This is a genomic window from Qipengyuania sp. (assembly GCF_048550555.1).
Taxonomy (GTDB): Bacteria; Pseudomonadota; Alphaproteobacteria; order Sphingomonadales; family Sphingomonadaceae; genus Qipengyuania.
This window is the reverse complement of sequence record NZ_JBLYYF010000011.1, coordinates 1-26,991: the sequence shown is the minus strand read 5'-3', so window position 1 is coordinate 26,991 and position 26,991 is coordinate 1. Positions and strand designations below refer to the sequence as shown.

The window sequence follows — 26,991 nt, the reverse complement described above, 5'->3', positions numbered from 1 at the left end:
GCGCGATGAGCCCGCAGGAACTGGCCGAGAAAGTCGGCGAAACCATCGGCACCAGCGAATGGGTCGAAATGAGCCAGGAACGGATCAACCAGTTCGCCGAGGCCACCGGCGACCACCAGTTCATCCATATCGACGAGGAAAAGGCCAAGATGACGCCCTTCGGCGGCACCATCGCGCACGGCTTCCTGACGCTGTCGATGATCCCCTATCTCGGCGCACATTCGGACACGCCCAAGATCGACGGCGTGAAAATGGGCGTCAACTACGGCGGCAACAAGACCCGCTTCATCTCGCCGGTGCGCAGCGGCAAGCGCATCCGCGGCCACTGGAAGCTGCTCGAGATGATCGAGAAGCGCCCCGGCCAGTGGCAGCAGACCTGCGAGATCACCATGGAGATCGAAGGTGAGGAAAAGCCCGCCCTGATCTGCGAATGGATTACCCAGATTTTCGTCTGATTTCCCCCTCCTCCCCGGCGAGGATCAGACATTCTAGCAACCAAGGAAATACCCATGCGTGACGCAGTCATCGTCTCCACCGCCCGCACCGCCATCGGTCGCGCCTACAAGGGCGGGTTCAACGACACCAAGGGCCCGACGCTTGGCGCCTATTCGCTCAAGCCCGCGATCGAGCGCGCCGGTATCGACGCCGGCGAGGTCGACGACGTGCTGTGGGGCAGCGCGCTCCAGCAGGGCACGCAGGCTGGCAACCTCGCCCGCCAAGTCGCGCTGCGCGCGGGCTGCCCGATCGGCACCAGCGGCATGACCATCGACCGCCAGTGCTCGTCGGGCCTGATGAGCATCGCCACCGCGGCCAAGCAGATCATCACCGATCGCATGGACGTGGTCGCCGCCGGCGGTCAGGAAAGCATTTCGCTGGTCCAGACCAAGGAAATGCGCGTGATGCCCGATCCCGAGCTGATCGCCATGCATGGCGCGATCTACATGCCGATGCTGCAGACCGCCGAAACGGTCGCCAAGCGCTACGGCATCAGCCGCGAGGCGCAGGACGAATACGCGCTCCAGTCGCAGCAGCGCACCGCCGCGGCGCAGGAAGCGGGCCTGTTCGATGACGAGATCGTCCCCGTCACCACCACGCACAAGGTGCAGGACAAGGAAACCGGCGCCATCTCCGACGTCGAGGTCACCATCGCCAAGGACGAAGGCAATCGCCCCTCGACCACGCTCGAAGGCCTCTCGGGCCTGCAGCCGGTGATGGGTCCGGGCACCACGATCACCGCGGGCAATGCCTCGCAGCTGTCGGACGGTTCCTCGGCTAGCGTGCTGATGGAAGCCAAGGTCGCCGAGAAGAAGGGCCTCACCCCGCTCGGCCGCTATGTCGGCATGGCGGTCGCGGGCACCGAGCCCGACGAAATGGGCATCGGCCCGGTCTTCGCCATCCCCAAGCTGCTCGAACGCTTCGACCTCAAGGTCGACGATATCGGTATCTGGGAATTGAACGAAGCCTTCGCCGTGCAGGTGCTCTACTGCCGCGACAAGCTGGGCATCCCCGACGAGCTGCTCAACGTCAACGGCGGCTCGATCTCGATCGGCCACCCCTACGGCATGACCGGCGCGCGCTGCACCGGCCACGTGCTGCTCGAAGGCAAGCGCCGCGGCGCGAAATACGGCGTCGTCACCATGTGTGTCGGCGGCGGCATGGGCGCGGCGGGCCTGTTCGAAATCTTCTAGACGCATGAGGTGACGCGATGACCGAGCGGTGGCCCGAACTCGACTACGAGGCCGACCGCCCGGTCATCGAAAGCCTGCACGCCTATCTGCAGGTCATCGGCAAGCTGCCGACGCGGGCGTTGCCGTGGTGCAACCACAGCTGGCATCTCGCCCTGCGCGTGGTGCCGCGCGGCTTCCGCAGCTATCCGGTCTTCTTCGCCGGGGGCGAGGCGGAAATCCTGCTCGACTGCCTGGCGAGCAGGGTGACGGTCGAAACCTCGACCGGCTTCGCCGAGGGATTCGCCATCGACGGGCAGGATATCGCCCGCTTCCACGCCCAGCTGTCCCGCTTGCTCGGTTCCGCCGGTGTCGACACCGATATTGCGGGCGCACCGAACGAGGTGGAGAACGCCGTCCCCTTCGCCGAGGACACGCGCGAGCGCATGTGGGACGAGGTGCGCGTCGCGCGGATCCACCGCGCCTTTTCCGAGGCCAACCGCGTCTTCGAGACCTTCCGCACCGGCTATGTCGGGAAATCCAGTCCGAGCCATCTGTTCTGGGGCAGTTTCGATCTCGCGGTGACGCGGTTCAGCGGCAGGGCGGCGCCGCTGCATCCCGGCGGCTTTCCCAACCTGCCCGACCGCGTGACGCGCGAGGCCTATAGCCACGAAGTCGCCAGCGCGGGCTTCTGGCTCGGCGGCGGTGGTGTCGGCGAAGCGGCCTTCTATGCCTATGGCTACCCCGCGCCCGATGGCCTGAGCGAGGCCGATGTCGGCCCCGACGGTGCCTATTGGCACGCAGAGCTGGGCGAACGGGTGCTACCCTATGCCCGTGTGCGCTCGGCCGACGATCCTACCGCCGCATTGCTGCGGTTTCTCGAGACGACCTACCGCGCCGTGGCGGATCGGATGGGCTGGGACCGCGCGGCTCTCGAAATCCCGCGCGGCCGGTTCGGTCGGCCCTACGATGTCGAGGCTGAGCGGACCTCCATCGCGTGACGTCGCTGGCCGTCAGTGCCGGGCGATGCGGCCGCTGCCGTTGCGTTCTTCGCGCAGGATGCGGTCGGCCGAGCGATAGAGGATCTGCCCCGAGCCGTTGAGCACGGCGTCGAGTTCTCCGACCACGCCCGCCTCGATCATGCCCGATCCGTCGATGCTCGCATCGAGCTTGCGCAGCGAGCCCATGCGGATCGCGCCCGAGCCTTCGATATCGGCATCGACATAGGAGAGGCGCGTCGGGGCAAGGTCGATGTCGCCAGAGCCCTGGATGAGCGCGCGGACATTCGCCACCTCACCGCCGAGTTCGATATCGCCCGATCCGCCGATGACGAGTTCGATGCGTTCGGCATTCCACCCGTCGAAGCGTACGTCGCCGCTGGCATTGATCGTCACCTTGTCGAGCGACGATACGGTCAGGACGGCGCTAACGCCGCGGCGCGAGCGGAAGCTGCCTGTGGTGTCGAGCGAGAGCGTGCCACCCTCAGTGCGGGCGCGAACCAGAGGCATGATGTTGTCTTCGGCGGTCAGGACCAGCGACCGCGCCGCTCCCTGCCGGATGACGACATCGACGGGGCCATCGATGGAGAGCGTGTCGAAGCTGCCAATCGGGCGGTTCTGGGACACCATTCGTCCGGACCCCAGAATCTGCGTTTCGTCGCCTTGATAGGACGAGATTTTCCAGCCCTGGTCGCCGACCGCTCCCGCAGCCGAAAATGCCATGAGCGTGCCCGTCGCAAGCGCGGCCACGATAATCTTGCTGCGCGGAACCATCGATGTCCTCCAAATGACTACAGATGTCGTCAATAGAGTGGGGGCAGGCTGCGGTCAACAACCACGCCTGTAATCGATCGGTCGCATCGTGCGGTTCGACGAATGCCGGGAAACCTTGGTCGGCCTTCCCGGCGTGCAGCGAAATCGCCCCCGAGATTGCCGCTCAGCCGTGCTTGGCGATGAACTCTTCGACCACCGGGGCGATGCGGTCGCGCCATTTGCTGCCGTTGAAGATGCCGTAATGGCCCGCGCCTTCGGCCATGTAATAGCGCTTCTTGTCGTCGGCCAGGCGCGGGGTCAGCTCGAGCGCGGCCTTGGTCTGGCCGAGCCCCGAGATGTCGTCGCGTTCGCCCTCGATCGCGAGCAGTGCGGTTCCGGTGATGTCGCCCAGATCGATGCGCTTGCCGCGATGGAGGAAGGTGCCGCCCGGCAGCGCGTGTTCCTGGAACACCTCCTGCACCGTCTGCAGGTAGAATTCGGCTGTCATGTCGCAGACGCTGCGGTATTCGTCGTAGAAATCCTTGGTCGCCTGCGCGCTTTCGTCGTCGCCCACGGTGAGGTGTTTGAACATCTCGTAATGGCTCATCATGTGGTTGCCGAGGTTCATGCTCATGAACCCCGCAAGCTGCATGAAGCCGGGATAGACCTGCCGCCCGGCGCCACGATACTGCATCGGCACGGTGGCGATCACATTGTGGCGGAACCACTCGATCGGCCGCTCCATCGCAAGGTCGTTGACGCTGGTCGGCGAACGGCGCGTGTCGATCGGCCCGCCCATCATGGTCAGCGTCTTCGGCGTGCAGGGGTGCCCGTCGCGGTTCATGATCGCGGTCGCGGCGAAGACCGGCACCGAAGGCTGGCACACCGCCATCACATTGGCGCCCCCACCGGCCTTGTTGGGTCCGATGTGCTCGAGGAAGGCGACGATGTAATCCATGTAGTCGTCGAGATCGAACGTGCCTTCGTGCAACGGCACCGTCTTGGCATCGGCCCAGTCGGTGACGAAGACGCGGTAGTTCTCGAGCATCCGCTCCACCGTGCCGCGCAGCAGCGTGGCGTAGTGCCCGCTCATCGGCGCGACGACGAGCAGCCGCGGCGCATCCTCGGGCAGGCTCTCGCGATAGAACTCCTTGAGGTCGCCGAACGGGCGATTGAGCACCGTCGATTCGACCACCGGATCGCGGCGGCCTTCGACCTCGACCGCGTCGATGTTCCACGCGGGCTTGCCGTAGGAGGCGGTGGCGTGGGCGAAGACCTCGAGCGCGCTGGCCGCCATCGGGCCGATGTTGAGATAGCCCATGGGGCCGAAATTGTTCAGCGGATGCGCCGGATGGTTGAGCAGCTCCACCCCGATCGAGGCGAAGGCGCTGGCCGAGTTGAGCCAGCTGCGCTGGAGTTCATAGGCGTTGTAGAGCAAAAACTATCCCCTGCGGACCCGGCGTGATGTCGTTCTCTTCTACCGGATGAAGACGGCAATCCTGCCGCCTGCTTTACCATTGTGCAATGCACAATGATGGAAATTGTGCCTTCGCGTGTGCAGCACTGTGGATTTTCGCGCCCCGGCGACCTAACTGCATGGCCATGTCAGCCAAGGACGAGACGCAAATCGGGGGCCGCGGCCGCTTCGCCCGCAAAACCGCAACCAGGGACGCACCGCGCGAGCGATCGCTGCGCCCGCTGAGGATGGTGTGGCAGGCGGGGGCGAATTACCCCGGCCATGTCGCCATGGCGCTGGTCGCGCTGATGATCACCGCCGCCGCCACGCTGGCGATCCCGGCGGGCTTCAAGCTGGTGATCGACCGCGGCTTTGCCGAGGGCGCCGATCCCGCCGACATGGGCCGCTGGTTCCGCTATCTGCTGATGATCGTCTGCGTGCTCGCCGCGGGCACGGCGATGCGCTTCTATTTCGTCAGCTGGCTGGGTGAGCGCGTGGTCGCCGACATCCGGCTGAAAGTGCAGGAAAACCTGCTGCGGCTCGCCCCGGGCTTCTACGAGGAGAACAGCCCCAAGGAAATCTCCAGCCGCATGACCAGCGATACCGCGCTGATCGAGCAGGTGGTGGGGACCACCGTCTCGGTGGCCTTGCGCAACACGCTGATGGCGATCGGCGGATCGATCTACCTGTTCTGGCTGGTCCCCGGCCTGACCATGGGCCTGCTGCTGATCATCCCCGCGATCGTCGTGCCGATAACGCTGTTCGGTCGCCGGCTGCGCAATGTTTCGCGCACCAGCCAGGATCGCGTCGCCGACATCGGCGCGATGGTGACCGAGGTGCTGTCGGCGATGAAGATCGTCCAGGGCTTCAACCAGGAAGGCCGCGAGCACACCCGCTTCCGCGAGGCGGTCGAGCGGACCTTCTCGGTCGCGCGGCGCCGGGTGATGATCCGCGCGGCGATGACCGCGGTGGTCATCCTGCTGGTCTTCGGCGGCATCACCCTGCTGGTCTGGCGCGGGGCGCAGGCGGTCAGCGAGGGGACGATCTCGGGCGGCACCATCGCCGCCTTCGTGCTCACCGCGGGCCTCGTGGCGGGCGCGATCGGCGCGCTGACCGAAGTCTATGGCGACCTGCTCCGCGGGGCGGGGGCGGCGAGCCGCCTGTCCGAACTGCTCGACGAAAGGCCCACCATCACCGCGCCCGAACGCCCGCAGGCGCTGCCCGTGCCGCCGCGCGGCAGCCTGTCGTTCCGCAACGTTACCTTCCGCTATCCGACCCGGCTGGACGCCCCGGCGATCACTGACTTCAGCCTCGAGGTCGAACCGGGCGAGACGGTCGCGATCGTCGGCCCCTCGGGCGCGGGCAAGTCGACGATCTTCCAGCTCGCCGAACGGTTCTACGACCCGCAGGCGGGCTCGATCCGGCTCGACGGCATCCCGCTGACCGGCGCCGATCCGGCCGAGATCCGCCGCCGGATCGCCTATGTCCCGCAGGAGGGCGTGCTGTTCAGCGCCAATGCGCGCGACAATCTGCGCTATGGCAATTGGGATGCGAGCGAGGAAGAGATCCGGGCCGCCGCCCGTGCCGCCAATGCCGCCGAGTTCCTCGAGAAGCTGCCGCAGGGATTCGACACCTATCTCGGCGAGAGCGGGACGCAGCTGTCGGGCGGCCAGCGCCAGCGCATCGCCATCGCCCGTGCGCTGCTGCGCGATGCGCCGATCCTGCTGCTCGACGAGGCGACCAGCGCGCTTGATGCCGAGAGCGAACGGCTGGTCCAGGAGGCGCTCGAGCACCTGATGCAGGACCGCACCACGCTGGTCATCGCACACCGCCTCTCGACCGTTTATGCCGCCGATCGCATCGTGGTGATGGACGACGGGCGCATCGTCGAACAGGGCACGCATGACCAGCTGTCCGGCAATGGCGGGCTCTATGCCCGTCTCGCCTCGCTGCAGTTCGGCCTCGAGCACGCCTGACCGCCCCACACCTGTCACCCGCTTTCCTTGGGATCTCCCGCAATGAACGATTTTATCACCGCGATTTTCCTCGGCATCGTCGAAGGGCTGACCGAATTCATTCCGGTCTCCTCGACCGGCCATCTGATCCTCGCCACCGAACTGTCGGGGGCCGATCCCGACCAATGGGCGATGTTCAACGTGGTCATCCAGCTCGGCGCGATCCTGGCGGTGGTGTATCAATATTGGGGCACCTTCTGGTCCGCCGGCATGGGCGTCCTCCGGCTCGAGCGCGACGGCCTGCTGTTCGCGCGCAACATCCTCCTCGGCTTCCTGCCCAGCGCGGTCATCGGCCTGGCGCTCTACAAGAGTTTCGAGGCCATGCTCGGCAATCCCGGGATCGTGCCCTGGGCACTGATCGCCGGGGGCATCGCCATTCTCGCGATCGAGCGCGTGGCCAAGCCGAACGACGAGGGGCGCGGGGTCGCCGAATTGCCGGTGGGCAAGGTGCTCGGCGTCGGCTTCGCGCAATGCCTCGCGATGATCCCCGGTGTCAGCCGCTCGGGCGCGACGATCATGGGTGCGCTGGCGATGGGCATCAACCGCAAGACCGCCGCCGAATTCTCCTTCTTCCTCGCCGTGCCGACGATGATCGGCGCGACCACGGTCGAGGTGGCGAGCAATTACGACGAGATGATGGCCGGGGCGACCCACGTCGGGTGGGATGAAATCGCGGTCGGCTTCGTGGTCAGCTTCGTGGTTGCGCTGGTGGTGATCCGCGCCTTCGTCAACTACGTCAGCCGCAGCGGCTTCACGCCCTTCGCCTGGTATCGCATCGTCGCCGGCACGGCGGCGCTGGCCTGGCTCACCTTCGCCTGAACCTCCTGTGGCGCCTAGTGGACACAGTCCTGCCATATTTCTTGCACCGGGGCGGAACCATCCTGGCGCTAACGAATTGACCCCACGAGTGAATCAAGAAGGTGGGAACCGATGGGCCTGTTGATCCTGATCGTCGTGGGCGCTCTGCTGGGGTGGCTGGCGACCATCATCCTGCGTATCGAGGATGGCCGGACTATCCTCGCCAACGCGCTGGTCGGCGTGCTCGGCTCGCTGGTAACCGGCCTGATCGCGGGGAACGGCGCCATTTTCGGTACCGTCAGCGGTCTCGCCCTGCTGTGGGCTGTCGCAGGCTCGGCCGTAGCGATCGGATTGTTCAATTTTGTCAGGCAGAGCGCCTACCGTTGAGGGCGGACGCTGCATGAAGGAGAGACGGCCCGGAAGCCATTCGGGGCGTTTTCATCGAGCCGAACGCGGTTGGAGCAAAAGCCGGGAACCGACCCGAACTTGACCCGTTCATCACATTCTCGCCGCATTTCGAATTAAGCGGCGCGAATTCACGCACTAAGGGGAAACGCAAATGAAGTTCACCAAAGCTATGCTGGTTGCCTCGACGGCCGCTCTCAGCCTCGGCCTCGCCGCCTGCGACGGCCCGAACGAAAATGCCATGGAAGACGCCGGCGAACAGCAGGCCGAAGCCGTCAACGAACAGGTCGACGCCATGGAAGACGCCGGCACCATGAGTGACGCCGAATCGGACGCCATCACCGAGCAGGCCGAAGACAAGGCCGACGCCATGGAAGAGCAGGGCGAAGCCATGGACGAAGCTGCCGGCGAATAAGCCGAGGCTTCGACAGCAGATCGAAAGCGGCCCGGAAGCGATTCCGGGCCGCTTTTTCATGACCGAGCTGCGGCGACCGGCTAGACCGGCTTCGCGCCGCTGCCGCGTCCGCCACGCAGCGTGTATTCGAGCGTGCCGCGGTTCACCACGTAATCGACGTCGATCACTGCCGTGTTGGCATAGGTGAAGCCCGGCCCGAGGTTGCGATAGAGCTTGTCGAAATCGCGCTCCACCGTCTGGCGATAGAGATCCTCGAAGCTTTCGATCACGAAATAGGTCGGCTGGAGGTCGCTGATCACGTAATCGGTACGCATCACCCGGTCGACGTTGAGCATGATCCGGTTGGGGCTTTCGGCCTCCACCGCATAGACCACCTCGGTCGGGCCCGAGAGGATGCCGGCGCCGTAGGCACGGACATCGCCGGGCGCTTCCTGGAGCAGGCCGAATTCGACCGTGTACCAATAGAGCGATCCCAGCGCCTTCAGCCGGTTGTAGCGCATCGCCTTCCACCCGGCGCGGCCGTATTCCTGCATGTAGTCGGCATAGACCGGGTCGGTCAGCATCGGCACGTGGCCGAAGACGTCGTGGAAGACGTCGGGTTCCTGGATGTAGTCGAAGGTCTCGCGCGTGCGGATGAAATTGCCCGCGGGGAAACGCCGGTTGGCGAGGTGCCAGAAGAACACGTGATCGGGGATCAGCATGGGCACGGGCACCACGCTCCACCCGGTCAGCGCGTCGAGATCCTCCGACAGCTTGCCGAATTCGGGCACGCCGCCGCGGTCGAGGTTCAGTTTGTCGAGCCCGGCCATGAAGGCGGTGGCCGCGCGGCCGGGCAAAACGCCCATCTGGCGGGCGAAAAGATCGTTCCAGATCGCGTCGTCTTCCGACGAATATTCGGCCTGCTTGGGTTCGAGCCAGTCGTGGCCGACATGCGCGGGCTTCTTCAGCGGGGCGGTGAAAACCGCCTCGTCAAGCTCGGGAAGTCGGCTAAAGTCCTGTTCGGGTTCTGCGAGTGTAGCCATGGTTGCGGATGATACTACCAATGGCGGCGTCATTCAAATGCCGCGCGGGAGAGCGATGAAAAAGAGCGACTACGAGAACGCGGTCGAGCCGATGCAGGAGGAACTGGTCGGCATGGCGCGCTGGGCCAGGGCGACGGGCGCGCGCATCGTGGTGCTGTTCGAGGGGCGCGACACGGCGGGCAAGGGCGGGGCCATCCAGGCGGTGCGCGAACAGCTCAATCCGCGCCAGTGCCGCGTGGTCGCGCTGGCCAAGCCGACCGAGGCCGAGCAGAGCCAGTGGTACTTCCAGCGCTATGTCCCTCACCTGCCGAGCGCGGGCGAGATCGTGCTGTTCGACCGCAGCTGGTACAATCGCGCCGGGGTCGAGAAGGTCATGGGCTATGCCGACGACGCGCAGGTCGCGCTGTTCCTCGAGCAGGCGCCGGCGTTCGAGAAGCTGCTCGTCGACGACGGCATCCTGCTGTTCAAATACTGGCTCGCGACCGACCAGGCGCAGCAGGAGGAGCGGCTGCGCGAACGGCTGGACGATCCGCTCAAGCGGTGGAAGCTCTCGCCCGTCGATCTCGCCGCGCGCGACAGGTACGATGCCTATACCGAGGCGCGCGAGGCGATGCTCGCGGCGACGCATACCGCCTACGCCCCGTGGACGCTGGTCGATTTCAACGACCAGAAGCGCGGGCGACTGACGCTGGTGCGCGACCTGCTCGACCGGCTGCCCGACATGCATGTCGCGCCACCCGAGATCGACTTTCCCGAGCTGGGCCGGGAGCCCAAGGCCGAGCGCTATGGCGTGCTCCGGCCGATCGCCGACTACCCGCTCGACTAGGCGAGGCTGGCCGAGGCCTTCGTCACCTGGCGCCCGTCGCCGGCGAAGGCGCCGAGTTCGATCGCATCGCTGTCGCCTCGCAGGACGAGGTGGAGCGGCTCGCCCGCGATCGCCGGGCTGACCCCGCGAAAGGCGAAGCTCGCCAGCCGGTTTTCGCCGAACCGTTCGGCGGCGAGCTGGAGCAGCAGGCTCGCGGTCAGCGGACCATGGACCACCAGCCCGCGATAACGCTCGACCTCGCGCGCATAGGGCGCGTCGTAATGGATACGGTGCGTGTTGAAAGTCAGCGCCGAATAGCGGAACAGCAGCCGCTCGTCGGGTCGAAGCTCACGCTGCATATTCCAGCCCGACGGATCGAAGCTCCCCTTGCCCGGCGCGGGCGGGGAAAGCGGCGCATCGGCCGCCACTGCCTCGAGATAGACCAGCGTCTGCCGCTCGCTTACCGCGAGCGCGCCATCGGCGCTCGTCTCGTGATCGACCTCGACGAAGACCATATCGCCGCGGCTGCCCGACTTGGCCTCGACCGAGGCAATGCGGCTCATGCGCTCGATGCTCGCGCCCACCGCAATCGGGGCGTGGAAGCGCATCGCGCTCGCGGCCCACATGCGGCGCGGTAGCGGCACGGGCGGAAGGAAGCTCGCCGGGCCGTCGTCGCGCGCCGGGTGCCCGTCATTGCCGAGTTGCGCGGTGCGGGCCTCGGGCGTGCAGAGGCACAGATGGATGCCCTGCGGCATGGCCGCGCTCGACGGCGCGTCGCGGTCGAATGTCGCGCACCAGCGCGCCGCGAGCGCGGGGTCGAGCCGGTCGGCGGCGCGCTGTTCTCGGCCGATCCACTCCGACCACTCGCCCATCAGGCGGCGCGCTCGAACACGGCGGCCATGCCCTGCCCGCCGCCGATGCACATGGTCTCGAGGCCATAGCGGACCTCGCGGCGCTGCATCTCGTGCGCCATGTCGGCGAGGATGCGGATGCCGGTCGCGCCGATCGGGTGGCCGAGCGAAATGCCCGAGCCGTTGACGTTGACCAGTTCGCGGCGGCTGTCGTCCCCAGCGAAACCCCAGCCCTTGAGCACGGCGAGCGCCTGCGGGGCGAAGGCCTCGTTGAGTTCGATCAGCCCGATATCGTCCCAGCCCATGCCGTTGCGCGCGAACAGCCGTTCGACCGCTGGGACCGGGCCGATGCCCATGCGGCTGGGATCGCAGCCCGCCGCGCTCCACGAATGGAACCACAGGATGGGTTCGAGCCCCAATTCCTCGACCTTGTCCTCGGCGACGACGAGGCAGGCCGCCGCGGCATCGTTCTGCTGGCTGGCGTTGCCCGCGGTCACGATGGCCTCGGCGTCGCGCTTGAGGTCGATCGCGCGCAGCGCGCCCAGCGTTTCCATGCTCGCATCGGCGCGGAAACCCTCGTCCCTGGCGAAGACCACCGGATCGCCCCGGCGCTGCGGAATCTCGACCGGGACCAGTTGCTCGTCGAACTTGCCCTCGTCCCAGGCGCGCGCGGCGTTCTGGTGGCTGCGCACGGCGAAGGCATCGGCCTCCTCGCGGCTGATGCCGTAATCCTTGGCGAGGTTCTCGGCAGTCTCGATCATGCCGGTGATGACCCCGTAGCGCTCGATCGGCTGGCTCATCAGGCGGCCGCGCGTCAGCCGGTCCCACAGCTGCAGGTCGCCCATCCGCACGCCGTTGCGGACGGCGGTGGTGTAGTGCTCGACATTGGACATGCTCTCCACCCCGCCCGCGAGCACGCAGTCGGCGACGCCGGTCTGGACCATCATCGCCGCGGTCGCGACCGCCTGCAGGCCCGAGCCGCAGCGGCGGTCGAGCTGGAAGCCGGGCACTTCCTCGGGATAGCCCGCGGCGAGCCAGCTCCAGTGGCCGATCGCGGGCGCCTCGCCGCTGCCGTAGCCCTGGCTGAAGACGACGTCGTCGACGCGGTGCGGATCGATGCCGCTGCGTTCGACCAGCGCCTTGATGATGATGGCGCCAAGCTGCCCCGCCTCGAGCGGGGCGAGGCTGCCGAGATAGCGCCCGACGGGCGTCCTCAGGGGTTTGCAGATGGCTACGCGGCGCTGTGACGTCATGGCAAGGTCCTGATTTTCGAATAGTCGCGACCTTCGTCGCTGGGCGCGGCCACGCCGCTGTCCATCAGCCGGCCGATCTCGCCCGAGGAAAGCCCGAGCGTTTCGGCGAGGACCTCTTCGGTATGCTCGCCCAGATAGGGCGCGCGGCGGGGCTCGCCGCGCGGGCGATCGGGCATGTTGGCGAAGCTGCGCGCGACCGGATAGTCGACCCCGCTGGGATTGTCGGGCGTGTGCCCGAACAGCGGGTTCTGCCCCACCAGCACCGGGTCCTGCGATGCTTCAAACGGCGTGCGATAGCGCTCGTAGGTCGTGCCTGCAGCCGCCATGCGCCGTTCGAGTTCGGCATAGTCGAGCCGGCTCGCGACGCCCTGGAACAGCGCGAGCAGGCGGTCGCGATGCTTGAAGCGCGGCGTGTCGCCATCGGCGAAGCGGACGCCGAACTCGGCCTCCAGCGCGGCGATTTCCTGCGACAGTCCGAAGGCCTCGACGATGCCGTCCCACTGCTTGGCGGTCAGCGCGGCGACCATGAAGCGCACGCCGTCGCGCGTGATCATGTCGCTCCCGAAGGCGCCCCAGATGGCGTTGCCGAGCCGCTCGCGGTCGGCGCCGCGATGGAGCATCTCGGCCATGGTCCCCGAATTCGCCAGCGTGCCGATCGCCACGTCGCCCAGCGGGACGCGAATTTCGGCGCCTTCGCCGGTGGCGTCACGATGGCGCAGCGCCGCGAGCAGGGTGAAGGCGCAATAGGCCCCGGTAAGGAAGTCCCAGGCGGGCATCAGCTGGTTGACCGGCGGCGCGGTGGCCGGGTCCCATTCGGCGGGGCCGGTCATCAGCGGGTACCCGGCGGCGGCGTTGACGGTGAAGTCCATCGCCTGGCGCCCGTCGTGCCAACCCATGATCCGCACCGAGATCATGTCCTCGCGCCCCTCCGCCATGGCCGCGTGGCTGAGAAAGCTCTTCTCGGGCAGATTGGTGACGCATTGGCCGATCTTGCCCGCCAGCTCGACGCAGAGTTCGCGCCCCTCGCCGCTGCGCAGGTCGAGTGCGACCGACTTCTTGGCTCGGTTGAGGTTCTCCCACGCCAGCGAACGGCCGTTGTCGGCGAGCATGAAGCGGTCGTAGTCGAGCCCGCCCTCCTTGTGGTCGACGCGGATCACCTCGGCGCCGAACTGCCCGCAATAGAGGCCCACGGTCGGCGATGCGACGAAGCTCGAGACTTCGAGGATCGAGAGGCCGGAGAGGAAGTTATACATATTGGTTTCGTGCGTTCGGCGCGTCCGCGCCTCTCTTGCGGCTGCACCGGCCCGCACCCCCCCCCCGGCCCCCCCCGGGAGGTACGATCGGGTTGCCGGGCGGGGGGGCCGGGCGGGGGAGCGGGCCGGTGCCGAAAGGAAAGCGCGGAGGCGCTTTCCGCACGCAACAGGGACTCACACAAAGGCATCAAACCCCGGCCGCGTATTCGCGCAGCATGTGCTTGGCGATCTGCAACTGGAGGATCTGGGTCGTGCCTTCGTAGATGCGGTAGATGCGCGCGTCGCGGAAGAAGCGCTCGGCATCGTATTCCGCCAGATAGCCAGCTCCGCCGTAGATCTGCACCACGCGGTCGACCACGCGGCCGCACATTTCGGAGGCGAAGACCTTGAAGGCGGCGGCATGCTTGACCGTGTTCTCGCCGCGGTCGACCCGCGCGGTGACGTCGGCCATCATCGCCTCGGCGGCATAGATCTCGGTCCAGCTGTCTGCCAGCATCGCCTGGATCAGCTGGAAATTGGCGATCGGTTCGCCGAAGGCCTGCCGTTCGTTGGCATATTTGATCGCGCTGTCGAGCGCGCGGCGGGCATAGCCGGTGCTGGCGGCGCCGACCGAGATGCGGCCGTTGTCGAGGCTCATCATGGCGAAGCGGAAGCCCTTGCCCGTCTCGCCGCCGAGCAGCGCGTCGCCCGGCACATGGACGTCGTCGAGCATAACATCGGAGATATGGCTGCCCGACTGGCCCATCTTCTCGTCGGGGCTGCCGGTCGATACACCGGGCGTGTCCATCGGCACGATGAAGGCGCTGACATGCGCGTTCTTGGGCAGCGCCTCCTTCTCGGTGCGCGCCATGATCAGCCCGACATCCGCATGCGGGGCGTTGGTGATGTAGCGCTTGGTCCCGTTGAGGATCCAGCCGTTGCCGTCGGGATCGGGGCGAGCGGTGGTCGCCATGGCGGCGCTGTCGCTGCCCGAACCGGGCTCGGTGAGGCCGAAACAGGCGATCGCGCCCTCGGCGATCCTCGGCCACCATTCGGCCTTCTGCGCTTCGGTCCCGCCGTTCTTGATCGCCGAATTGAACATGCCGACGTTGATCGAGAAGATCGAGCGATAGGCGGGCGCGGCATAGGCCATCGTCTTCACGACCTTGGCATATTGTGTGCAATTGAGCCCAGCGCCGCCGAAATCCTCGGGCACGGTCAGGCCGAACAGCCCCATCTCCTTCATCTCCGCGACGATCTCGTCGGGGATCCTGTCGTCGGCGATGACCTGCTTTTCCGCCGGGATCAGCCGCTCGCTGACGTAGCGTTCGAGCTGGTCGAGGAACTGGTCGAAAATGTCGGCATCCATGCCGGGGTTCACGGCATCGCTCATTGCGGAAGCTCCATCCTTTCCGGTCCGCCCGATTCCTGCGGCGCCGGGAGACGCGACGTGTCGGCCGGCGTCTGCTCGCCATCGCCGTCTTCCGGGACCGCGCCTTCGGGCAGGCGTCGCGCCTCGATCATTTCGGCGGCATCGTCGAGCGCCGCGGCCTCGCTCTCGCTGACGGCGCCGACGGGCTCGTCGGCCTCCTGGTTGCCGGAGCAGGCGGACAGCGCGGCGAGCGCGGCGATCAGGGGGACGAGTCGGGTCATGCGGCGCAAGCTAGGCGCAGCCGCGCGTCTCGCAAAGGACGCTACGGCGCGGCTGGGCGCGGGCGAGCGCTCGGCCCGCCCGCGCTCCGATCAGTTGCCCGCGTCTTCGCCCATGGCGTCCATGGCGGCCGCGGCGGTGTCGGCGGCCTGGTCGCCCGCTTCCTGGATCTGCGCCTCTTCGCTCGGCGCCATGTCCTCGGGGGCGGCGGCTTCGGCATTGGCCGAGGGATCCTCGACCGGCATTGCCTCGACGTCGCTCAGCGCCTCGTCTGCGGGCATTTCGACGGTGTCGGCTTCGGCTTCGGTCGAAGCGTCCTCGGTGCTGCCACAGGCGGCGAGGGCGAGCGTGGCGGCGGCGGCGGTCAGGGCAATACGAAATTTCATCGGTTTCTCTCCGGACGGGGTGGGTTGCGCAGGGGATAAAGCGCAAGCGCGGGGCAGGGGGCAAGGGAAAATCGCCTCACGGCGGTTGAACCCGCGTCGCCTTCTGGCATCAGGCGGGCATGAATGCGATCGCGGGTGCACGCCAGTCTCTCAAGGACGTCTTCGGCTTCGACGGGTTCCGGGGCCGGCAGGAGGCGGTGGTGGCGCGCGTGCTCGAAGGGCGCTCGACGCTGGCGGTGATGCCGACGGGCGCGGGTAAGTCGCTGACCTACCAGCTGCCCGCGGTCACCTTGCCGGGCACCTGCGTGGTGGTGAGCCCGCTGATCGCGCTGATGCACGACCAGCTGAGGAGCGCGCGTGCCAACGGCATCCGCGCGGCGACGCTGACCAGCGTCGATGCCGACTGGCGCATAACGCAGGACGCATTCCGCGCGGGCGAGCTCGACCTGCTCTACGTCGCGCCCGAACGCGCCAGCCAGCCCGCCTTCCGCGAGTTTCTGTCTGCCGCGCCGCTGTGCCTCTTCGCGGTGGACGAGGCGCATTGCGTTTCCGAATGGGGGCACGATTTCCGCCCCGACTATCGCCTGTTGCGCGGGCTGATGGATGCTTTCCCTGAGGTCCCGCGGCTCGCGCTGACCGCCACCGCGGACCGCCAGACGCGCGCCGACGTGATGGCGCAGCTCGGCATTCCCGAGGACGGGCTGGTGCTCGCCGGCTTCGACCGGCCCAATATCCGCTATGCGATCCGCCATCGCGACAATCCGGTGCGCCAGCTGACCGAGCTGATGGCGAGCGAGCCCGGGCCGGGGATCGTTTACGCCCCCACGCGGCGCAAGGTCGAGGAGCTGGCCGAGAAGCTCGCCGCGGCGACCGGACGCCCGGTGCTGCCCTATCACGCGGGGCTCGATGCGGGGGTACGCGCGGCCAACCAGGCCGGTTTCGTCGCCAGCGAGGACATGGTGATCGTCGCCACGGTCGCCTTCGGCATGGGGATCGACAAGCCCGACGTGCGCTTCGTCGCGCATGTCGGCGTGCCCAAGTCGATCGAGGGCTATTACCAGGAAACCGGGCGCGCGGGGCGCGACGGCGATCCGAGCCAGGCGGTGATGTTCTGGGGCGCGGGCGATTTCGCCACCGCGCGCCAGCGGCTCGCCGAGGTCGACGAAGCCCGGCGCAGCGGCGAGCGCGCGCGGCTCGATGCGCTGGCCGGGCTGGTCGAAACCGCCGCATGCCGCCGCGCGGTGCTGTTGCGGCATTTCGGCGAGGATCCGCCAGGCACTTGCGGCAATTGCGACAATTGCCTCGAACAGCCGAGCGTGACCGATGTCACCGAGCTCGCGCGCAAGCTGCTCTCGGCGGTCTACCGCACCGGCCAGAGTTTCGGCATGGGGCACCTGCAGAAGGTGCTTACCGGCAACGAGGACGAGCGCGTGCGCCAGCGCGGGCACGACCGGCTGAGCGTCTTCGGCATCGTCGAGGGCGAGGAGGCGCGGTTGCTCCAGCCGCTGTCGCGGGCGCTGCAGGCGCGCGGCGATCTGGTCGCGACCGAGCATGGCGGGCTGGCGCTCGGCGGATCGGCGCGCTCGATCCTCAAGGGCGAAAGCGGGGTCGAGATCGTCCTCCCGCCCAAGCGGCAGCGCGGGCGGCGCGGCGATGCGGCGCCCAACCCGGTCGGCGACCCGCTGTTCGAGGCGCTGCGCGCGCTGCGCAAGGAGCTCGCCGAGGAGGCGCAGGTCCCGCCCTATGTCATTTTCCACGACTCGACGCTGCGCGAACTGGCCGCGAACCGACCCGCAACGCTCGCACAATTGGCTCAACTGCCGGGCGTCGGGGCGAAAAAGCTCGAGGCTTATGGAGAACGCTTCCTGCGCGAGATCGCCCGCCATTGACGAGGTCGCGCACCTGATATAAATATGATATCATAATTATATCGAAGGAGTGATTCGTCATGTCGGTCGAACTCAAGGGAATGAACACCAGCACCGAACGGGCCGGTTCGAGCTTCAGCGGCTACCCCATCCTTGCGCTGATCCTCGTCCTGCTGGCGCTGGCAGTGTGGAACATCTCGGGCAGCTTTCCGCCTTATGGTGCGAGCAAGCTGGAAAAGCTGACCTTTGTCGGGCTGATCGTGCTGCCGATCCTCGGCTTCGGCTTTCTCGTCGCGGGCTTCTTCATGATCCAGCCCAATCAGGCTGCGGTGATCACGCTGTTCGGCGAATATCGCGGGACCGAGCGGCGCGAAGGGCTACGCTGGGTCTGGCCGTGGATGGGCAAGAACAAGATCTCGGCCCGCGCGCACAACATCCATTCCGAGCGGGTGAAGATCAACGATCTGCGCGGCAATCCGATCGAGATCGCCTGCAACGTCGTGTGGCGCGTCGCCGATACCGCGCAGGCGAGCTTCGACGTCGACGATTACAAGGCCTTCGTGAACATCCAGATCGAGGCTGGCCTGCGCACGGTCGGTTCGCGCCATCCCTACGACGATTTCGAAGGCGAGGAGGTGACGCTGCGCGGGAGCGCCGACGTCATCAACCGCGAGCTGCTCGAGGAACTCAACGATCGCCTGCGCGTGGCGGGCATCCTCGTCGACGAGGCGGGGCTGACCCACCTCGCCTATGCCAGCGAGATCGCCAGCGCCATGCTCAAGCGCCAGCAGGCCGATGCGATCATCGCCGCGCGCGCCAAGATCGTGCTCGGCGCGGTCGGCATGGTCGAGGATGCGCTGACCAAGCTGGCGCAGGACGACATCGTCGAACTCGACGACGAACGCCGCGCGGCGATGGTCTCGAATCTGATGGTGGTGCTGTGCGGCGACAGGGAAGCGCATCCGGTCGTGAACGCCGGCTCGCTCTACTAGCAGGCGCGCGGCGGGACCGGTCCGATGTCAAAAAAGGCCTTTGCCCTGCGGCTCGATCCGGCGGTCCACGCCGCGATCGAACGGCTGGCCGCGGCCGAACTGCGCAGCGCCAATGCCCAGATCGAGATGCTCCTGCGCGAGGCGCTTGCCCGGCGCGGGGTCGAGGTGCCCGCATCGCGTCCGCCCCGCCGGGGGCGGCCAAGAAAGGATGATTGAGATGACGTCGCTACACTTGCTTGCCGCCGCATGCCTCCTGGCCGTCGCGGGTACCACGCCGCTTGCCGCGCAGGAGGCGCTGACCGCGCCGGGCCCCGAAGGGCCGCTGGCGGGCACGCTTACCCGCCCGGGCGCCGACGCGCCGGTGGTGCTGATCCTGCCCGGCTCCGGCCCGACCGACCGCGACGGCAACAATCCGCTGGGCGTCGCCGCCGCCCCCTATCGCCTGCTGGCCGAAGCGCTGGCGAGCCGCGGGATCGGCACGCTGCGGATCGACAAGCGCGGCATGTTCGCCAGCCGGCCGGCAGCATCCGATCCCTTCGCCGTGACGATCGCCGACTACGTTGCCGACACGCGCGCCTGGATCGCCGCCGCCCGCGCGGCGACAGGTCGGGACTGCATCTGGCTGCTCGGCCATAGCGAAGGCGGAGTGGTCGCGCTCGCCGCCGCGCAGGAGGCTGGGGGCATCTGCGGAGTGGTACTGGTTGCGGCGCCGGGTCGCACCTTCGGCACGATCCTGCGCGAACAATTGCGCGCCAATCCCGCCAATGCTTTCCTGCTCGACGAGGCGTTCGCCGCGATCGACCAACTCGAGGCGTGCGAGCGGGTCGATACCGAAGGCATGAACCCTGCGCTGCTGCCGCTATTCGGGCCGCGCGTGCAGCCCTTCGTCATCGACCTGATGCGCTACGATCCGCCGGCACTCGCCGCGCAGGTTTCGCTGCCGCTGCTGATCGTCCAGGGCGAGAAGGATCTCCAGATAGGCCTTGCCGATGCCGAAGCGTTGAAGGCAGCTCAACCCGATGCGGAGTATGCCCGCCTGCCCGCCATGAACCACGTGCTGAAGGATGTCGAAGGCACCACGCCGCAGGCGAATCTCGCGGCCTATGGCGATCCCTCGCTCCCCGTTTCGCCCGCGCTGGTCGAGGCTCTCGCGGGGTTCGTCGGCCCCGCGACGGAGGACGGCCTGTGAGCGATCCGGACGACGGCGCATGGTTCGCACCCAAGCGGTTCGGCTATGGCGCCGGCCTGCCGATCGCGCGGCAGGGCTGGGCCTTGCTCGCAGGCTATTTCGCCATCCTCGGGCTCGGCGTGTTGCTCGTCCAATGGGACCGACAGGCGGGACTGGTGGGAGCGATCGCGCTCATCGTGCCAGCCACCATCGTGCTGTTCGTCATTGCCGCGCGGAAGACCCGTGGCGGCTGGCGCTGGCGCTGGGGCGGCGAAGACTGACACCGCCCGTCGCACGGTTATTCGGTTGTTAACCATGCGGCATTATTCCGGCCTGATGGACTCGCCTTTCGCCCCGCCCGCCTCGCGCCTGCCGCGCTGGCTCCTCGCCGCCGTCGGAGCCGTGGCGGTGAGCGCCATTCCGCTGGCCGCGCTGCTCGCGCAGGGCCGCGGACCGGCCAGCTTCACCGTCGCCGAAACCGGGCGCGGCTATGGCTCGCTGCAGGCGGCGGTCGATGCGATCGGGGATCGCGAGGGCACTGTCGTCATCGCTTCGGGCAATTGGAACGAATGCGCCGTGCAGGACGCCGGCGTGGTCCATTTCCGCGCCGCCGAACCGGGCAAGGCGCTGCTTGGCGGCAAGGCCTGCGAAGGCAAGGCCGGACTCGTCCTGCGCGGACGCGGGGCGAGCGTCGAGGGTCTGGTCTTCGCCGATCTCGCGGTCGATGACGGCAATGGCGCGGGCATCCGCCTCGAACAGGGGCCGCTGCGCGTCTCGCAGAGCTGGTTCCGCGACAGCCAGCAGGGCATCATGACCACCAATGGCGTCGACAGCGAGTTGGTGGTCGACAAGTCGACCTTCACCCGCCTCGGCACCTGCGAGAATTCGGCCGGCTGCGCGCATTCCATCTATGCCGGCGACTATGGCCGCGTGACCGTGACCCGCAGCCGCTTCGAACAGGGCACCGGCGGGCACTACCTCAAGTCGCGCGCGGCGCGCATCGTGGTCGAGGACTGCAGCTTCGACGATTCCAACGGCCATGGGACCAACTACCTCATCGACCTGCCCAATGGCGGCAGCGGTGCGATTCGCGGCAACCGGTTCGTCCAGGGGCGCGACAAGGACAATTGGTCGGCGATGATCGCGATCGGTGCCGAAGGCGCGCGCTACACGTCGGACGGTCTGGTGATCGCCGACAACGACGCGCGGCTCGTCCCCAACCTCGCGCGCAGCCCGGCCTTCATCGCCGACTGGACCGGCGATGCGCTGGTCTTCGGCGACAACAGGCTCGGCCCCAATGTCCGCCGCTTCGAGCGACGCTAGCTAGCTAGCCGGCGGGCTTCGGGGCCAATCCCATTTCGCCGAGCAGGGCATTCGCCCGCGCGACCAGCCGTTCGCGATCGGCGGCGCCGAGCTGCTCCCACAGCCCCTGCAGATAGCGCGCGGCGGATTCGTCGCCCAGCTGGTCGGCGATCAGCCAATAGGCGACCGCTTCCTCGACTTTCTGCTCCACCCCTTCGCCGCGCGCATAGAGCACGCCCAACCCCGCGAAGCCGTGCGGATCGCCCAGTCGTGCGGCCATTTCGTAATGCATGCGCGCTTGCGCGAAGTCCTGCGGGACCCCGCGGCCCATGGCGTACATCACCGCCAGACTGGTCATCGCCTGGGTATTGGCCTGATAGATCGCCTGCTTGAACAGCAGCACCGCGTCCGCCGTATCGCCGGGGGCGGTTCCCTCGTCGATCATCACCCCGAGCCGCCAGCGCGCTGTGGCATCGCCCTTGTCGGCGGCCTGGCGATAGAGTTCGGCGGCCTTGTCCGTACTAGCGGGGACGCCGCGCCCCTCCTCGTAATAGTGGCCCAGTTCGGCAAGAGCCGCGGCATCTCCCGCCTTAGCTGCCTGTTCGAGGAGAGCGACGGCCTCGGCCTGCTTGCCCTGCTGCAGCAGAGCCTGCGCGTCCTCGAGCGGCGCATTGCCGAGCAGCATGGCGCTGGCGAGTGCCAGCATGGCCGATCTCAAACGGTGCCGATTGTGCATGACCCTGTCCCTCACCCGAACGCCCTGGTGTAGGTTACGATAGCCTTCGGTGCCTCGCCTTCAAGCACAAGTCGCTGGAAATATTCGGCGGGCGGCCCGGGATAGCGCAGCGCCGTATCCGCTTCGAAACCGAAGCGGGCGTAATAGGCCGGGTCGCCGAGCAGCACAACTCCCCGCGCGCCCCGCTCCCGCAGCTCCGCAATGCCGCGCTGGACCAGTGCCGATCCGATTCCCTGGCGGTGGTACTCGGGCCACACGCTGACCGGGCCGAGCCCGTACCAGCCGGTGCTGCCGTCGGAGAGCGTTACCGGCGAGAAGGCGATATGGCCGACGATCTGCCCGGCATGCTCCGCCACCAGCGAGAGCGCGAGGTCGCCGTCGGCGCGCAGGCGGTCGACCAGATCCGCCTCGACGCCGTCGCTGACGGGCAAGTTGCGGAACGCCGCCTCGGTCAGCGCGAAGATCGTCGCCGCGTCGCCCGGCGCTTCGGGCCGGATCGTCGCCGCGATCACAGGATATGGCCGGAACGGTCGCGCTTGGTGGCGAGGTAGCGGGCGTTGTGCGGGTTGTCGGGCAGCGCATGGGGCACGCGTTCGGCGACCGCGACTCCCTCGGCCTCGAGCGCGGCCACCTTGGCGGGATTGTTGGTCATCAGCCGGATCGCCTTGACCCCGAGCAGCGCGAGCATGCGCGCCGCGGTGGGGAAGTCGCGCGCCTCGTCGGGCAGGCCGAGCCGCGTATTGGCATCGACCGTGTCGAAGCCCTGGTCCTGCAGGCGATAGGCGCGCAGCTTGTTGATCAGCCCGATCCCGCGGCCTTCCTGCCGCAAATAGAGCAGCACGCCCCAGCCGCCCTCCGCGGCCTCCTGCGCCATCGCATGGAGCGCGGCGTCGAGCTGCGGCCCGCAGTCGCATTTGAGGCTGCCGAGGATGTCGCCGGTGAGGCATTCCGAATGCAGCCGCACCAGCGGCGGGCGCTCGGAGGACTGTTCGCCGATCACCAGCGCGACATGCTCGCGCGTGTCGTCGGGGCTGCGGAAGGCGACGATTCGCGCATCCTCGGCCGCGGCCACCGGCAGCCGTGCGCGCGAGGCGATCTGCAGCCGCCGGGCATCGGCATAGGCCGCGACATCCTCGGCGGTGAGGGCAACCGCCTCGCCCGCACCCAGCGGATCGACGAGGAAGGCGGGCAGCACGCCGGCCATGCGCGCGAGTTCGAGCGCGGCGCGTGCCTGTTCCTCCCATGCGAGCGGCAGCGCCTTGAACGGCCCCTTCAGGGGATTGGCTATGTCGAGCGCGGGGTCGGCCACCGCCAGCGCGGCGGCCAGGTCGAACGTCTCGGCCCCGCGCATCAGCACCGGCTGGCGCGGCACCGCCGCTTCGCGCTGGTTGGCGAGCTTGAGCGTCGCCGCGCGGCTGGCGGAAATCAGCATTGCCTTACCGGCCAGCTCGCCGAAGGCCGTCTCGACCGGCTGGAGCGGCGGCGCCCCCTCGATCGCCAGCGGCCAGCCGTGGCGCAGCGCGTCCACCGCCTGCGCCGCCCGGCGCGAAGGCGAGCGCTCGCTCAGAGCGTGAACTCCGTCACCAGCGGGACGTGGTCGGAAGGCTTGTCCCAGTCGCGCGCGGGCTCGTGCACCGCGTGGGCAGTCGCCTGCCGCGCGAGGTCGGGGCTGGCCCACATATGGTCGAGCCGGCGCCCGCGGTCGTTGGCCTTCCAGTCCTTCGCGCGGTAGCTCCACCAGCTGTAATAGCGTTCGGGGGCCTCGATGTGCTCGCGCCCGATATCGGCCCAACCATGCGCATCCATGAAGCGCTGCAGGCTCTCGACCTCGACCGGCGTGTGGCTGACGACCTTGAGCAGCTGCTTGTGGTTCCACACGTCGCTTTCGAGCGGGGCGATGTTGAAATCGCCGACGATCAGCGTCGGCCGGTCGACCGCGTCGGCCCAGCGCGTCATCCGCTCGAGGAAGTCGAGCTTCTGGCCGAATTTGGGATTCACCTCGCGATCGGGTTCGTCGCCGCCGGCGGGGACATAGACGTTCTCGACGATCATCCCCTGGTGCTCGGTCAGCTCGACGCCGACGTGCCGCGCCTCGCCATTGTCCTGCCAGTCGTGGCGCGAGAATTCCTTCAACGGCGTTTTCGAGACGGTGGCGACGCCGTGATATCCCTTCTGTCCGTGGACCGCGAAATGCTCGTAGCCGAGCGCGCGGAAGGCCTCGTAGGGAAACTGGTGCTCCTGGCACTTGATCTCCTGCAGGCACAGCACGTCGGGCGCCTGTTCGGTGAGGAAGCGCTCGACGATCGGCATGCGCAGGCGGACGGAATTGATGTTCCAGGTAGCGATAGAAACCATGCCGAGCGGGTTAGGTGAGCGCCCCCGCTCCCGCAAGCGTCATACTTCCTTCGCATAGCGCGCTGATATAGGGCGGCGCCAGAAACACGCCGGGAGAGCCTCGATGACCATCCGCACGATTTGCCTCGCCACCACCACTGCCGCCGCGCTGGCGCTGGGGGGCTGCACCACCGTCAGCGCCCAGGACGCGCCAGAAGTCGCTGCGGCTCCGACCCCGGCGCCCGCGAAGGCGAAGAACGTCATCCTCTTCATCGGCGACGGCATGGGCGTCTCCACCGTCACCGCGGCGCGCATCTACGCCGGGCAGAAGCTGGGGCACACCGGCGAGGAATACGTCCTTCCCTTCGAGACATTCGAACATCTCGCGCTGGTGAAGACCTACAATGCCAATGCGCAGGTGCCCGATAGCGCGGGCACCGCCAGCGCGATGAACACCGGGGTGAAGACCAATATCGGCATGCTCGGCTATGCGCCCGCAGCGCATCATGGCGGTTGTGCCTCGGGCAAGGGGCTCGAATCGCCGCTGGTCAGCGAAGAGGCGCGCGCGCATGGCAAGGCGCTCGGCATCGTCAGCACCGCGCGCATCACCCATGCGACCCCGGCGGCGGTCTATGCCCGCAGCGTCGATCGCGACTGGGAAGCCGATTCGGCCATCGCCGAGGACCAGCGCGGGCTCGGCTGCATCGACATCGCGCAGCAGCTCGTCGCCACGCCCTTCGACGTCGCGCTCGGCGGCGGCAGCGCGGCCTTCTTCGGCAAGGCCGGCGGCGGGCAGCGGCTCGACGCGTCGGCCGATCTCCCGGCGGCCTGGGCGAAGGCGACCGGCGGGACCTATATCACCAGCGCCGCGCAAATGGCCGCGGCCCCGGCGGACAAGCCCGTGCTCGGGCTCTTCTCGCCGAGCCACATGACCTACATGGTCGATCGCAAGGCGGACACCGGCGAGCCGACGCTGACCGACATGACGCAGGCGGCGATCGGCCACCTGCAAGGCGATCCGGACGGTTACTACCTGATGGTCGAGAGCGGCCGCATCGATCACGGCCACCATGCCGGGCAGGCGGGCTACGCGCTCGAGGAAGCGGTCGAATTCGCCCGCGCCATCCAGTGGGCGATCGACAACACCGACCCCGACGAGACGCTGATCCTGGTGACCGCGGACCACAGCCACGTCTTCACCATCGCCGGCTATCCGCGGCGCGGCAACGACATCCTGGGCCTGGTGGTCCCGCCCGAAGGCGGCGGCGAGGACGGCGATGCCGCCGAGGGGCCGACGCTCGCCAAGGACGGCAAGCCCTATACCACGCTCGGCTACGGCAACGGCCCCGGCGCGGTGAAGCCCGATGCCGAGGGCGGGCGCCCGATGCCCGAAACCGGGGTCCACGCGCACCAGCAGTCGCTCGTCCCGACCGGATCGGAAACGCACGGCGGCGAGGATGTCGCGCTCTACGCCAACGGGCCGGGCGCCGAGAACGTGCGCGGCGTGATGGAGCAGAACCTCATCTACGACGTGATCCGCAAGGCCTTCGGCTGGGAATAGCGGAATAGATTCTTGGTGCGTGCGGTCAGAACCTGCGCCCTGACCTTGCTATCCCGTCCCGCTCCCCCTCCCGGCCACCCACGGCACGGTATCTTATGGGTGGCCGGGAGGGGGAGCGGGCTGGAACAGCCGCAAGCCTTTGACGGATGTCGAAGGCGCACCCGAGCAAACCGACACAAAAAACCCCCGCGCCGGGGGCATTGGCACGGGGGTTTCCTGTGAGCGTTCGTCACGCTTGGAACGAGATGAACCAGGTCGAAGGGGTCAACAGGGGGGAAACCCTCTTCGTGTCGTCTCGCAAGATCAAGAATAGGGCGGTCGCGATTGCTGTTCTATGAACGCATGGCAACCGGTCGACGCAAGGATCGCACCACTCGCCGCCCAGACGTTCAACCCGGGCGACGGGACGATCGGCGCGGATCGCGGAAGGTGAACGCGCTGTCGGTCACGGCCACGCCGTAGCGCTGGTTCGCGAGCCGCACCGTGGTGCGGTGGTTCTGCGAATCGAGCGCCACCCAATGGGTGAGGCGCAGGCCGCCGGGCGAAGAGGCATCGCGCGCGAAGATCAGCGTGATCACGCCGAATTCGGGGCGTTGCGCGTCGCGCACCTCGACGCTGACGACGTCGGGATGGCTGGTGGGCACCAGCTTGCCGTATTTCTTCACGTCGCGGCTGGGATCGAGCAAGGCGCCGAGCGGCGAGTTCTTGATCGGCCAGCGCTGGACCTGGTTGACCTCGTAATCGACCATATACATCGACTTGCCGTTCGAGACGACGAGCATGGGCACGCCCTTCTCGTATTCGAAACGGATCTTGCCGGGGCGCTTCAGCGTCATCACGCCGCGCACGGACTGGCCGTTGCGGTCGGTCTGGACGAAATCCGCCTTCATGGTCGAGATGCCGCGCAGCGCGGCCACCGCCTTGTCGAGGTCGCCCTGGGCGGCTTCGACCGGTGCCGGCGCGAGGATGGCCGATGCAGGAAGCGCCGCAGCCAGCGAGAGTGCCAGCGCGGCGCGGATCGGGGTGGTTTTTTTCGAAGGCAAGGTGTTCATGCTCCTGCGATTAGGGTCGGAGCATTGAACCATCACTGAACCCGGCTCGTTCCCGCGGTTCAGCCAGAGCATCGACCGCTTGGGCCTTACTTGATCTTCGCTTCCTTGAACTCGACGTGCTTGCGCGCGACGGGATCGTACTTGCGGAAGGTGAACTTTTCCGTGTGGTTGCGCGGATTCTTCTTGGTCACGTAATAGAAGCCCGTGTCGGCGGTCGAGACGAGCTTGATCTTGACGGTTGCGGGCTTCGCCATGGCGTGTTCCTAAAGATCTG

The 26,991-nt window shown here is 67.6% G+C and carries 30 protein-coding genes; 15 read left to right on the top strand and 15 right to left on the bottom strand.

What is annotated here, in order from left to right; translation table 11 throughout:
* The first annotated feature begins 5 nt into the window (after nucleotides 1–5).
* The 3 genes from ACN4E0_RS02035 to ACN4E0_RS02025 are packed head-to-tail and all read left to right on the top strand — an operon-like array spanning nucleotide 6 to nucleotide 2,665.
* Nucleotides 6–455, top strand: a complete 450-nt coding sequence (locus tag ACN4E0_RS02035) for a MaoC family dehydratase (protein WP_419565020.1) — start codon at nucleotides 6–8, stop codon at nucleotides 453–455.
* Nucleotides 456–509: 54 nt separating this feature from the next.
* Nucleotides 510–1,688, top strand: a complete 1,179-nt coding sequence (locus ACN4E0_RS02030) for an acetyl-CoA C-acyltransferase (RefSeq protein WP_221602508.1) — start codon at nucleotides 510–512, stop codon at nucleotides 1,686–1,688.
* A gap of 17 nt (nucleotides 1,689–1,705) precedes the next feature.
* Nucleotides 1,706–2,665 (top strand): DUF5996 family protein, encoded by a 960-nt coding sequence (locus ACN4E0_RS02025; RefSeq protein ID WP_419565018.1) that lies wholly within the window; start codon nucleotides 1,706–1,708, stop codon nucleotides 2,663–2,665.
* A gap of 12 nt (nucleotides 2,666–2,677) precedes the next feature.
* Here ACN4E0_RS02025 and ACN4E0_RS02020 read toward each other — a convergent pair whose 3' ends face one another.
* Together ACN4E0_RS02020 and ACN4E0_RS02015 are read right to left on the bottom strand one after the other, a co-directional pair.
* Nucleotides 2,678–3,385: a GIN domain-containing protein gene (locus ACN4E0_RS02020; protein ID WP_419565016.1), complete on the bottom strand. Its 708-nt coding sequence runs from the start codon at nucleotides 3,383–3,385 to the stop codon at nucleotides 2,678–2,680.
* A 214-nt stretch (nucleotides 3,386–3,599) separates the two neighbouring features.
* Complete coding sequence (locus tag ACN4E0_RS02015; protein WP_419565014.1) at nucleotides 3,600–4,853, bottom strand: polyhydroxyalkanoate depolymerase; 1,254 nt, start codon at nucleotides 4,851–4,853, stop codon at nucleotides 3,600–3,602.
* Nucleotides 4,854–5,011: 158 nt separating this feature from the next.
* Between ACN4E0_RS02015 and ACN4E0_RS02010 the strand changes: the two genes are divergently transcribed.
* From ACN4E0_RS02010 to ACN4E0_RS01995, 4 genes are all read left to right on the top strand, one after another.
* Nucleotides 5,012–6,847, top strand: coding sequence for an ABC transporter transmembrane domain-containing protein (locus ACN4E0_RS02010; RefSeq protein ID WP_419565011.1), 1,836 nt, complete (start codon nucleotides 5,012–5,014; stop codon nucleotides 6,845–6,847).
* 42 nt (nucleotides 6,848–6,889) lie between these two features.
* Nucleotides 6,890–7,705, top strand: coding sequence for an undecaprenyl-diphosphate phosphatase (locus ACN4E0_RS02005; protein WP_419565008.1), 816 nt, complete (start codon nucleotides 6,890–6,892; stop codon nucleotides 7,703–7,705).
* Between the two features lie 111 nt (nucleotides 7,706–7,816).
* Entirely contained in the window at nucleotides 7,817–8,071 is a 255-nt protein-coding gene (locus ACN4E0_RS02000) for a GlsB/YeaQ/YmgE family stress response membrane protein (protein WP_419565006.1), read from the top strand.
* A 172-nt stretch (nucleotides 8,072–8,243) separates the two neighbouring features.
* Nucleotides 8,244–8,504: a hypothetical protein gene (locus ACN4E0_RS01995; protein ID WP_419565003.1), complete on the top strand. Its 261-nt coding sequence runs from the start codon at nucleotides 8,244–8,246 to the stop codon at nucleotides 8,502–8,504.
* 80 nt (nucleotides 8,505–8,584) lie between these two features.
* Here ACN4E0_RS01995 and phhA read toward each other — a convergent pair whose 3' ends face one another.
* Nucleotides 8,585–9,526 (bottom strand): phenylalanine 4-monooxygenase, encoded by a 942-nt coding sequence (gene phhA / locus ACN4E0_RS01990; RefSeq protein ID WP_419565001.1) that lies wholly within the window; start codon nucleotides 9,524–9,526, stop codon nucleotides 8,585–8,587.
* Between the two features lie 55 nt (nucleotides 9,527–9,581).
* Here phhA and ppk2 point away from each other — a divergent pair, with 55 nt between their 5' ends.
* A complete protein-coding gene (gene ppk2, locus ACN4E0_RS01985; RefSeq protein ID WP_419564998.1) occupies nucleotides 9,582–10,352 on the top strand; it encodes a polyphosphate kinase 2 in 771 nt (256 codons plus the stop codon).
* On the opposite strand, the gene ACN4E0_RS01980 is transcribed toward ppk2, so the two are convergent.
* The 6 genes from ACN4E0_RS01980 to ACN4E0_RS01955 form a co-directional block, all read right to left on the bottom strand.
* Complete coding sequence (locus ACN4E0_RS01980; protein ID WP_419564996.1) at nucleotides 10,349–11,203, bottom strand: FAS1-like dehydratase domain-containing protein; 855 nt, start codon at nucleotides 11,201–11,203, stop codon at nucleotides 10,349–10,351. The genes ppk2 and ACN4E0_RS01980 overlap by 4 nt on opposite strands.
* Nucleotides 11,203–12,435 (bottom strand): acetyl-CoA C-acetyltransferase, encoded by a 1,233-nt coding sequence (locus ACN4E0_RS01975; protein WP_419564994.1) that lies wholly within the window; start codon nucleotides 12,433–12,435, stop codon nucleotides 11,203–11,205. Before ACN4E0_RS01975 ends, ACN4E0_RS01980 begins: the two co-directional genes overlap by 1 nt.
* Entirely contained in the window at nucleotides 12,432–13,688 is a 1,257-nt protein-coding gene (locus tag ACN4E0_RS01970) for a CoA transferase (RefSeq protein ID WP_419564992.1), read from the bottom strand. The genes ACN4E0_RS01975 and ACN4E0_RS01970 overlap by 4 nt, the downstream gene beginning before the upstream one ends.
* A gap of 187 nt (nucleotides 13,689–13,875) precedes the next feature.
* A complete protein-coding gene (locus ACN4E0_RS01965; RefSeq protein WP_419564990.1) occupies nucleotides 13,876–15,060 on the bottom strand; it encodes an acyl-CoA dehydrogenase family protein in 1,185 nt (394 codons plus the stop codon).
* The gene (locus ACN4E0_RS01960) at nucleotides 15,057–15,320 is read right to left on the bottom strand and encodes a hypothetical protein (RefSeq protein WP_419564988.1); all 264 of its coding nucleotides are present in this window, start codon (nucleotides 15,318–15,320) and stop codon (nucleotides 15,057–15,059) included. The genes ACN4E0_RS01965 and ACN4E0_RS01960 overlap by 4 nt, the downstream gene beginning before the upstream one ends.
* Nucleotides 15,321–15,410: 90 nt before the next feature.
* Nucleotides 15,411–15,704 carry a hypothetical protein gene (locus ACN4E0_RS01955; RefSeq protein ID WP_419564986.1) on the bottom strand — a complete coding sequence of 98 codons (294 nt, stop codon included), beginning with the start codon at nucleotides 15,702–15,704 and terminating at the stop codon, nucleotides 15,411–15,413.
* A 119-nt stretch (nucleotides 15,705–15,823) separates the two neighbouring features.
* On the opposite strand from ACN4E0_RS01955, the gene recQ reads away from it, so the two are divergent.
* Genes recQ through ACN4E0_RS01925 form a run of 6 tightly spaced genes read left to right on the top strand, consistent with a single transcriptional unit; the run spans nucleotide 15,824 to nucleotide 21,055 of the window.
* Nucleotides 15,824–17,593, top strand: a complete 1,770-nt coding sequence (gene recQ, locus ACN4E0_RS01950) for a DNA helicase RecQ (RefSeq protein ID WP_419564984.1) — start codon at nucleotides 15,824–15,826, stop codon at nucleotides 17,591–17,593.
* A 59-nt stretch (nucleotides 17,594–17,652) separates the two neighbouring features.
* Complete coding sequence (locus ACN4E0_RS01945; protein WP_419564981.1) at nucleotides 17,653–18,564, top strand: SPFH domain-containing protein; 912 nt, start codon at nucleotides 17,653–17,655, stop codon at nucleotides 18,562–18,564.
* Nucleotides 18,565–18,588: 24 nt separating this feature from the next.
* Nucleotides 18,589–18,780 carry a toxin-antitoxin system HicB family antitoxin gene (locus ACN4E0_RS01940; protein WP_419564978.1) on the top strand — a complete coding sequence of 64 codons (192 nt, stop codon included), beginning with the start codon at nucleotides 18,589–18,591 and terminating at the stop codon, nucleotides 18,778–18,780.
* Between the two features lies 1 nt (nucleotide 18,781).
* On the top strand, nucleotides 18,782–19,753 hold the full coding sequence (locus tag ACN4E0_RS01935) for an alpha/beta hydrolase (RefSeq protein WP_419564976.1): 972 nt from the start codon (nucleotides 18,782–18,784) through the stop codon (nucleotides 19,751–19,753).
* A complete protein-coding gene (locus tag ACN4E0_RS01930) occupies nucleotides 19,750–20,013 on the top strand; it encodes a hypothetical protein (protein ID WP_419564974.1) in 264 nt (87 codons plus the stop codon). The genes ACN4E0_RS01935 and ACN4E0_RS01930 overlap by 4 nt, the downstream gene beginning before the upstream one ends.
* Before the next feature lie 34 nt (nucleotides 20,014–20,047).
* Nucleotides 20,048–21,055 (top strand): right-handed parallel beta-helix repeat-containing protein, encoded by a 1,008-nt coding sequence (locus ACN4E0_RS01925; RefSeq protein ID WP_419564971.1) that lies wholly within the window; start codon nucleotides 20,048–20,050, stop codon nucleotides 21,053–21,055.
* Nucleotides 21,056–21,059: 4 nt separating this feature from the next.
* Here the strand turns inward: ACN4E0_RS01925 and ACN4E0_RS01920 are convergent, their stop codons facing one another.
* From ACN4E0_RS01920 to xth, 4 genes are read right to left on the bottom strand one after another with little or no spacing between them, the layout of a single operon-like run.
* Complete coding sequence (locus tag ACN4E0_RS01920) at nucleotides 21,060–21,740, bottom strand: tetratricopeptide repeat protein (protein WP_419564969.1); 681 nt, start codon at nucleotides 21,738–21,740, stop codon at nucleotides 21,060–21,062.
* A 41-nt stretch (nucleotides 21,741–21,781) separates the two neighbouring features.
* Entirely contained in the window at nucleotides 21,782–22,282 is a 501-nt protein-coding gene (locus tag ACN4E0_RS01915; RefSeq protein WP_419564967.1) for a GNAT family N-acetyltransferase, read from the bottom strand.
* Entirely contained in the window at nucleotides 22,279–23,298 is a 1,020-nt protein-coding gene (gene ribA, locus ACN4E0_RS01910; RefSeq protein WP_419564965.1) for a GTP cyclohydrolase II, read from the bottom strand. Before ribA ends, ACN4E0_RS01915 begins: the two co-directional genes overlap by 4 nt.
* A gap of 35 nt (nucleotides 23,299–23,333) precedes the next feature.
* On the bottom strand, nucleotides 23,334–24,125 hold the full coding sequence (xth, locus tag ACN4E0_RS01905) for an exodeoxyribonuclease III (protein WP_419564963.1): 792 nt from the start codon (nucleotides 24,123–24,125) through the stop codon (nucleotides 23,334–23,336).
* Nucleotides 24,126–24,228: 103 nt separating this feature from the next.
* Between xth and ACN4E0_RS01900 the strand changes: the two genes are divergently transcribed.
* Nucleotides 24,229–25,665, top strand: a complete 1,437-nt coding sequence (locus ACN4E0_RS01900; RefSeq protein ID WP_419564961.1) for an alkaline phosphatase — start codon at nucleotides 24,229–24,231, stop codon at nucleotides 25,663–25,665.
* 389 nt (nucleotides 25,666–26,054) lie between these two features.
* On the opposite strand, the gene ACN4E0_RS01895 is transcribed toward ACN4E0_RS01900, so the two are convergent.
* Nucleotides 26,055–26,708, bottom strand: a complete 654-nt coding sequence (locus tag ACN4E0_RS01895; RefSeq protein ID WP_419564958.1) for a LolA family protein — start codon at nucleotides 26,706–26,708, stop codon at nucleotides 26,055–26,057.
* 95 nt (nucleotides 26,709–26,803) lie between these two features.
* On the bottom strand, nucleotides 26,804–26,971 hold the full coding sequence (gene rpmG, locus ACN4E0_RS01890; protein ID WP_050601641.1) for a 50S ribosomal protein L33: 168 nt from the start codon (nucleotides 26,969–26,971) through the stop codon (nucleotides 26,804–26,806).
* Between the last annotated feature and the right edge of the window lie 20 nt (nucleotides 26,972–26,991).